At 62.7% G+C, this 7,973-nt stretch carries 7 protein-coding genes; 2 read left to right on the forward strand and 5 right to left on the reverse strand.

All coding sequences use genetic code 11. From position 1 onward, the window contains the following. A partial coding sequence (locus tag I8J34_RS23535; RefSeq protein WP_214364081.1) for a type VI secretion system Vgr family protein occupies nt 1-646 on the reverse strand: 646 nt, incomplete at its 3' end. A 408-nt stretch (nt 647-1,054) separates the two neighbouring features. Then, a complete protein-coding gene (locus tag I8J34_RS23540) occupies nt 1,055-1,957 on the reverse strand; it encodes a fructosamine kinase family protein (protein WP_230411980.1) in 903 nt (300 codons plus the stop codon). A 115-nt stretch (nt 1,958-2,072) separates the two neighbouring features. On the opposite strand from I8J34_RS23540, the gene I8J34_RS23545 reads away from it, so the two are divergent. Both I8J34_RS23545 and I8J34_RS23550 read left to right on the forward strand, forming a co-directional pair. Next, entirely contained in the window at nt 2,073-2,720 is a 648-nt protein-coding gene (locus I8J34_RS23545; protein WP_214364083.1) for an adenosylcobinamide amidohydrolase, read from the forward strand. Between the two features lie 127 nt (nt 2,721-2,847). Continuing rightward, nucleotides 2,848-4,248 carry an aspartate kinase gene (locus tag I8J34_RS23550; RefSeq protein WP_214364084.1) on the forward strand — a complete coding sequence of 467 codons (1,401 nt, stop codon included), beginning with the start codon at nt 2,848-2,850 and terminating at the stop codon, nt 4,246-4,248. Between the two features lie 368 nt (nt 4,249-4,616). Here the strand turns inward: I8J34_RS23550 and I8J34_RS23555 are convergent, their stop codons facing one another. The 3 genes from I8J34_RS23555 to I8J34_RS23565 form a co-directional block, all read right to left on the reverse strand. After that, the gene (locus tag I8J34_RS23555; protein WP_214364085.1) at nt 4,617-5,408 is read right to left on the reverse strand and encodes a hypothetical protein; all 792 of its coding nucleotides are present in this window, start codon (nt 5,406-5,408) and stop codon (nt 4,617-4,619) included. Then, nucleotides 5,408-6,787: a restriction endonuclease subunit S domain-containing protein gene (locus I8J34_RS23560; protein ID WP_214364086.1), complete on the reverse strand. Its 1,380-nt coding sequence runs from the start codon at nt 6,785-6,787 to the stop codon at nt 5,408-5,410. The genes I8J34_RS23555 and I8J34_RS23560 overlap by 1 nt, the downstream gene beginning before the upstream one ends. 8 nt (nt 6,788-6,795) lie before the next feature. Next, nucleotides 6,796-7,973 (reverse strand): HsdM family class I SAM-dependent methyltransferase (locus I8J34_RS23565; RefSeq protein WP_214364087.1); only part of this gene is annotated, 1,178 nt, incomplete at its 5' end.

The following is a 7,973-nucleotide window of genomic DNA, read 5'->3' on the forward strand; positions in this document are numbered from 1 at the left end:
CGGCCAGCACGAGGGTGTGGCGGCCGAAGCTCGTTGTCGTCCCCTCGCTGTCGTCGGCGGCGTGTTCGAACCAGCAGAAGAGGCCTTCTTCGGCCAGCAGGCGGCGCACGAAGGCCAGGTCGCTCTCCTGGTATTGGGTGGTGGTGCCGCGCTTGGGGTAGCGCGCGGGGTCGGCCAGATCCCAGCGCCAGGCGGGGGCCAGCGCGCCCTGCCCGACCCAGCGTTCGAACACGGCGTCGATGATCTCGATGACGCTGCGCTGCTGGAAGATGAAGCTGTCGCGGTTATGGCCGAGAAAGGCGAGCCAGGGCTCGACGATGAGCCGGTAGCGAGCGAAGCCGCCGTTGGCGCCGAGGTGGCTGATGGCGGTGATATGGCCGTGGAAGGGGCGGCGCTCGATGCGCGACAGCCCGGTTTGCAGATCGAGCCGGACGGGTTGGCCGAGCAGGCTGCCGAGCGGCAGGTGGGCGTTTTCCGAAAGCGCGTCGAGCACGATGCGCATACCGGCGTGCTCGCCGACCGGGCCGAGGGTTTCGCGGATGGTGGCGTTCTCGGCGAACAGGGCATCGTCGCCCAGCGCCGTGATCAGGCGCATCAGCCGCTGGTGCTGGCTCCAGCCGGGGGCGTAAGGAAGATGTCGGTCCATGGCGGCCTCGGATATCGGGGGTGAGGGCGCATGATAGGTGGATTTATTGAGGAAGGAAAGACCATCGTCATGCTCGAAAGGACATGAATACGGCATAGTGTGACGAGGCCGTCAGGGCCGTTGAGCGTAGCGAAGCCCAACGTGCAATGCCGTGCCCTGCGGCCGGCGTAGGTGTAGTCGAAGCTGTGGCCGCCGTAGTCCTGCTTGAACAGCAGGTGGCCGTCGGCGCGGGCGGTGGTCTGGATCCAGCCACCCACATCGTCCCGGCCGGCGACCAGGTCGGGGGCTCAGGTGTAGCGATAGTGGGTGATGCGGTCCAGAACGGTGTGGCTGGGGGTGACCCGGTCGAGGCTGTCGTAGAAGTTTTTTTCTGTGCCCAGCGAGTTGGTGTGGCTGATGGGTGGCCTCTCAGCGACGCAGCTCGAAGAACAACGCGCGGATCATGCGCTCGGCCTGGCCCAGGTAGCCGCGACCGAAGAGGTTGAGGTGATTCAGCACGTGGTAGAGGTTGTAGAGCGTCTTGCGCTGCTCGTAGCCCTCGGCCAGCGGCCAGGCCGTGCGGTAGGCCACGTAGAAGGCGGCCGGAAAGCCGCCGAACAGCTCGCTCATCGCCAGATCGGCATCGCGGTCGCCGCGATAAACGGCCGGGTCGAAGATCGCCGGGCGCCCCTCGGCATCCATCGCCGCATTGCCGTTCCACAAGTCGCCATGCAGCAGGCTCGGCCGGGGGCAATATTCCAGGAACAGGGCCGGCACGCGCTCGATCAACTGATCGGCGTCGCGCCCCAGCGCACCGCCAAAGCCCTTGGCGCGCGCCATCTGCAGCTGCGGCATGAGACGGTGCTTGATGAAGAACTGCGCCCAGCCGTCGCGCGGCGTGTTGGCTTGCGGGTTGGCCCCGATGAAGTTGTCGCGCGCCCAGCCATAGTGCTCGCCGATGTCGTGGTGCAGCTGCACCAGCGCCCGGGCGAAGCGCTGGCCGTCTTCGTCGGTGGCGAGCGGGCGCAGGTCGAGATACTCCAGCAGCAGGAAGGCACGCGCCCCGGCCATGCCGCAGGCCAGCGGCCGCGGCACGCGAAAGGCATCGCAGCGCGCCAGCGCGTCGAGGCCGTCGACTTCCGCCTCGAACATCGGCAGCGCGGCGGCATCGTTCATTTTGAGAAAATAGCGGCGCTCGCCGGCCCGCACTTCCTGCGCGCGATGGATGCAGCCGCCGCCGACCGGCCGCGCCTCGGCGCGGGAAAAATCGACGCCGCCGGCGGCGCTGAGGGCATGCCCCAGCTCGGCATCCAGGGGGGACCAAGACTCCACGACACGACTCCCGATGCATGACTGCCTGCGATTTTGCCGGCGCGGCAGGGTGATCGGCAAACGGCGGCTGCATCGGCTGCCGACTGGCGCGGGTAGACGCGCTAGACTTCCGGCCATGCTCGCCCCCCTCCCCGGCATCACCCTCCAGGCCAGCGCCGAGGCCGTTCACGTGCACAGCGAAGCGCCCATGACGGTGCTGTCCTCCTCCTTTTTCGGCGGCGGCTTCTCGCGGGTGCGCCACATTCTCAACGCCAAGGTGGCGCCGGACTACCAGTCGGACGATCCGGCGGCCGACCTGCAGGCCATCGCCCATCGATGCGGCGTGACCGAGCCCTTCGTCGGGCTGCTCACCGCGGTGCCCCTGCGCAAGGCACGGCTCGCGCTCGCCGAACGGGGCGCGCTACGCGTGGGGGTGCTGGCCACCGCCGGGCTCAGCAATGCAACCAGCGCCGGCCTCTCCCCACCCTGCGAGGCCCGCCCTGGGACCATCAACCTGATCGTGCTGGTGAACGCCAGGCTCACCCGCCCGGCCCTGGTCAACGCCATCATCACCGTGACCGAAGCCAAATGCGCCGTGCTCGCCGACCTGGGCGCCCGCAGCCCGGACGGCGCACCCGCCACCGGCACCTCGACAGATACCGTCACCGTGGCCGCCACCGGGCGCGGCCCGGCCCTGCCCTTCGCCGGGCCGGCCACCGTGCCCGGCTGGTTGATCGCCCAGGCGGTACGGCAGGCGGTGTACGAATCGCTGCAAGCCGACTGAAGCGCCGACGGCGGCGCGCATGTCAGCCCGGCGCAAAAAAACCGGCACATTCCTTTAAACTTCCGGGTTTAGCTTGATCCGTTCGTTCGGAACGGGGATACACGTCATGCACAGTTCGGGGGCACCCATGATCTCGGTTGAAAAAATCGGTGGCACGTCGATGTCGGCATTCGGTGATGTGCTGCGGCACATCATGCTGTACGACAAGGCGCGCATTTATGGCCGCATCTATGTGGTGTCCGCCTACTCGGGCGTGACCAACCAGCTGCTCGAGCACAAGAAGACCGGCGAGCCGGGCATCTACGCCCTGTTCGCCAACGGCGAGGACTACCACCAGGCGCTCAACGGCCTGGCCATCAGCCTCAAGGCGCTCAACGCCGGCTTTGCCGAGCTGGGCCTGCCGCTGGCGGTGGCCGACGCCTTTGTCGACACCCGCATCGGCGAGGCCAAGAAATACCTGGAGGCCATGCACCACGTGCTGGCCAGCGGCTACCTCAACCGCAAGGACGTGCTGCTCGCCGCGCGCGAGGTGCTGGCCTCGATCGGCGAATCGCACAGCGCCTTCAACGCGGTGGAAATGCTCAAGGCCAGCGGCGTGAATGCCATCCTGCTCGACCTGGCCGGCTTCCATGACGACGAAGCGTGGACCATCGACGAGCGCATCCACAACAGCTTCAAGGGCCTGGACCTGACCAACACCGTGGTGGTGGCCACCGGCTACACCAAGGGGGTCGAAGGCATCATGCGCGAGTTCGACCGCGGCTACTCGGAAGTCACCTTCAGCAAGATCGCGGTAGAGATCCGCCCGACCGAAGCGGTGATCCACAAGGAATTCCACCTGTCGTCGGCCGACCCCAACATCGTTGGCCTCGAAAACGCGGTGATCGTCGGCGCCACCAACTACGACGTGGCCGACCAACTGGCCGACGTGGGCATGGAAGCCATCCACCCCAAGGCCGCCAAGCCGATGGAGCTGGCCGGCATCCCCATCCGCCTCAAGAACACCTTCGAGCCCGAACACCCCGGCACGCTGATCACCAAAGACTACGTCGGCGAACGCGCCCGCGTGGAGATCGTCACCGGCAGCGACAAGGTGACGCTGGTCGAGATCCACGACCCGAGCATGGTCGGCACGGTGGGCTTCGACCTCGGCATCATGGAAATCTTCCGCCGCCACAACGCCTCCTACATCCTCAAGGCCACCAACGCCAACTCGATCGCCCACCTGCTGTGGGACCGCGCCGTCACCCAGGCGCTGATCGACGAGCTGGAGACCAACTACCAGGTGGTCACCGTCAAACCCAGCGCCGTGGTGTGCGCCATCGGCTCCAACATCAGCATCCCCGGCGTACTGGCCCGCGCCGCCCAGGCACTGGCCGATGCCGCGGTCAATGTGAACTGCGTCTCGCAGACCCTGCGCCAGGTGAACATGCAGTTCATCATCGAGCGCGAGGACTATAAAAAATCGGTCATCGCCCTCAACCACTCGCTGTGCGTCAACTCCGGCACGCCGGTGCCGGTGGCCTGAGGCCGACAACCGCGCCGCTCAATGGCCGGCAGAAACACCGAGGCGACCCGCGGGTCGCCTCTTTTTTTGTGAGATATCCGGTTGGGGAACCGACTCCTCGTCCTCTCTACGGGTATGCGGCGGGGGACAGGGGATGAAGGGAGGCATTCGGCCAGTTGCTGCCGCTCGCCAATTCGGCAGAGCTGTCACTCCAACGGCCGCTCCGCTCAGGAACCTGCCCGAGGCCCTACGGAAGCGACTCGGCCATTGCTGACACAGGCATGTAGGCACACAAATGGCCGGAGAGTAAGGTATTGCTGACATACACCAAACGATGACTGCCGTGCCTCCGGGGAACAATCTCCCTTTGTGCGAACCAAGGTGAGCCGTCATCGCGCGCAATGGAGGAACATCATTACGATTCGATAGGCCGGCTCGTAACATGCCAGCACTCTCGGATCAGGATCTACTTCGCCGTGGAGCAAGGCGTTGCGCATTGCATAGATCGTTTCAATTAGCCCCGACAAAAGTTCCTCGGTGGTGCACCGAAACTCCATCGCGCCGACGTGCAGGCGATCGTTTCCACCGCGAAGGAGGTCGCGCATAGGGCGCGGGTTGCAGCCGTCGTAGAACTGCCGCAGCGTCGTTTGCTGGGCGTTGGACAGGTTCGCGGTGAAGTCGGCATGGCCATAGACCGCGTTCGGCTGATACTGCGCCTGCACATGCAGGAACTTCACATTGCCACTGCGCACCGAGGTCACGGTAATCTCGATGTTGCCGCCCGCAACCTTCTCGGCCTTGTATTCCTGTCCGCTGCGCTCAATCCGTTCGCGGTTGAAGTGCTTTGGCGCGATACAGACGCTGCGGAGCGAGATTTGCTCATTCTCGCCCTTCCGCGTCACCTCAAAATGGATGGCGTCCAGACGCATTTGTAGGTCCGAGATCGCCAGTTTCAGCGCCTGCGCTTCAGCGGTGTCGTTGTCGTTGCGCAGCAGCGCGAGAACACCCCGACGAACCGGGTTCGGCTGACTCTTGACCCAATCCAGCATCGCACGTTCCTGCGCCTGCGCCGACGCATGACGGAACCACGCATTGAACGCGGCCCAGGCTTTGACGAAGGGGCCGATGTAGTCGATTTCGGCGCGGTTCATCCAGTCGGCGGCGTGGGGAGGCAGGGCCATTAGATCGCCCCCTCTGCTTGGTCAAGGTAGGCCATGGCGGCGGGTTCCCCGTCTTCAATCGCAATCTCGACGGCGCGTTTCGCCGCCTCTAATAGATCATTGGCGCGGCGTTCTTCATCGAACGCGGACAGGATTGCCGCCTTAACCGACTGCTGCACCGCATCCGGCGCGTCCCAAATCATGATCCGAGCAATGTCGCTCGGATACAGCTCGACCTGACCCGATGACCCTTTGATGTGCCGTTCGATCTGCCACTGGCCCAAGGGGCTGTTCAGGAAAACCGCCAGATAGACCGGATCAACGCGATCCGTTCGAAGCACTGTGACATGGTTGTCAGGCAAGGCCCGCTGGCCGTGCAGATATGGGGCCGCCCGGCCAATCGTTCCTTCCCCTGTTCCGTTCACGAGCACGTCACCCGTTTCGATCACAGTAGCAGAGCCCGCTTCGGTGGCAGTTCGATTATCCGCGAGGATCACACGGTTGGTTCGAACGTGCTTTGAGTTAATGACCGGAAGGCCATCATCGGCATATTGCGGTTGCCGCCCTCGCGCATTGGTCGAGAGTATCGAACCCAGCTCGCAGGCGGAGCCTGTCGCAAGAAGCCGGGCCTCAACCTCAGCGAATAGTGGGCGGAAGAACTGAGCGTCAATCCTTTCAGCGGCAAGGGCGCTGCTAGCGCTGGCCGTAAAGGTCAGTGGCTGTGGTGGCGCCCAGCCCACCAAACCAAGCTCCGCCAATAGCAGATCATCAGGCTCGGCCAGCCGCCTAGAAGCCTTGTTGCGCTTCTCGAAGGATGTCGCATACAGGTCGCAGATCCGTGCCCTCAAAGCTGCAGTCGCTTGCCAAATGGACACTTCAAGAATGTCAAAAGGGTAAAGTTCAACCTGACCTGATGATCCTCGAACGCGTCGCTGGATTTGCGCTTGGCCATATTTTCCATTTAGGAAGGCGGCCAAAAACTCGGGCTCGAAGGTCTTGGATCGGGTGATCGTTACATGATTGTCCGGAAGTGCATTTGCACTTGAGACATAAAGCGAAACTCTTCCGATTGTGCCAAGCCCTGTTCCATTGATCAAAACATCATCCTTTTTGATCAACGGCCCGCGCCCCATTGGTACGGCGAGGCGATTTTCATCGGTAAGTGAGACGAACATCCCCTTCACATGCTTGGAGTTAATTACCGGTAAGCCGTGTTCTGCATAGGCAGGTTGTTGGCCCCTCTGAACAAAAGCCTTTTCATCTCGCAACCTTACCGAGCGCCCTGATCGAATTACTGCTTCTTCGCAAACGACATAGGCACGCCGGAAGTATTCGGCATCAAACCGTTGCACAACATCAATTTCGCGGAAACTTCCAACGTTGGCTTCAAGCCCCTTCAACAGATCGCTTAGGCGACCTTGATCGAAGGGGCGACCCGAAAAAAACTGAAGCCCTCCTTGCGGGCAAACTCCTCGAAGGCTTCCGCGATCCCGTCCTCGGTGAGGCCATCGTGGTTGAACAGGTCGTGCGCCACGACGAAATGGCCGTGCGTGTCACGTAGGAAAGAATCGTCCGCGTTCTTGCGATAGACTTTGCGGCCCGAGTTATCGACACTTTCCACCTGCTGGGTGGCAAAGAAGATGTCGTAGTCCTCGACCGTCGGGCAAAGCGGACCCGCGCTGGCATCGTCATTCCACTTCTGGACGAAAAGAACGCTGGTCTTCGTATTCGTGTGCGGCTTGAAGCTATTGGGGTTCAGTCCGACGACAGCAAGGACGCGGCAGCGATCCATGATGAACTTGCGAACACGCTGATCGGTCGAGTTGTTGAACCGCCCTTGCGGCAAGACAACGGCCATTCGCCCGCCTGGTTTGAGAAAATCTAGATTGCGCTCAATGAACAGCAGGTCTCTGGCGACCGCCTTCTCCAGCTTTCGCGTCTTTTCGTTGTGAGCGACATCATAGGGCGACAGCATGTCCGACTGCTTGATATCCCCTGCGAAGGGCGGGTTCGCCATCAGCACGTCAAAGCCGAAACTGCGGTAATCGGTTTGTCGCGGGTTCTCGCGCAGCTTGCGCAGCCGACGCCAGCCGTCGCCGTAGGTATCCTGCCAGTCGTCCTGCTTGACCGTCTCGTCCCATTTCGTCCAGTCGAGCGTATTCAAGTGCAGGACATTAGTTTCACCGTCGCCTGCGATCAAGTTCAGGCAGCGCGAAACGCGGACGCTTTTCTCATCGAAGTCGATGGCGAATACGTTGTCGCGCACATAGTCGATGCAACGCGGCGGCTTGGCCTCCATAGTGAAGAGATGGCTTTCCTCGCGCCCCATGGCTCGCATGATCTGCCGCCAGACGTGGAACATGCTGTGCACGGTGAACCCTGCCGAGCCGCAGGCGGTGTCGATTACCGTCTCGCCCTCTTTCGGGTTCAACATCTTGACGCACATGTCAATCACCCAGCCAGGGCGATTGCACCTATTTGGCATATTTCTGAGTCCTCGAACAACAAAGGACTTGTGCACAGCGTAAAAATCCCGTCCACTCTCGTCTTTTGGGCAACAGATGGGAAAGACGCTGGTGGAACACC

This window comes from Denitromonas iodatirespirans, assembly GCF_018524365.1.
Taxonomy (GTDB): Bacteria; Pseudomonadota; Gammaproteobacteria; order Burkholderiales; family Rhodocyclaceae; genus Nitrogeniibacter; species Nitrogeniibacter iodatirespirans.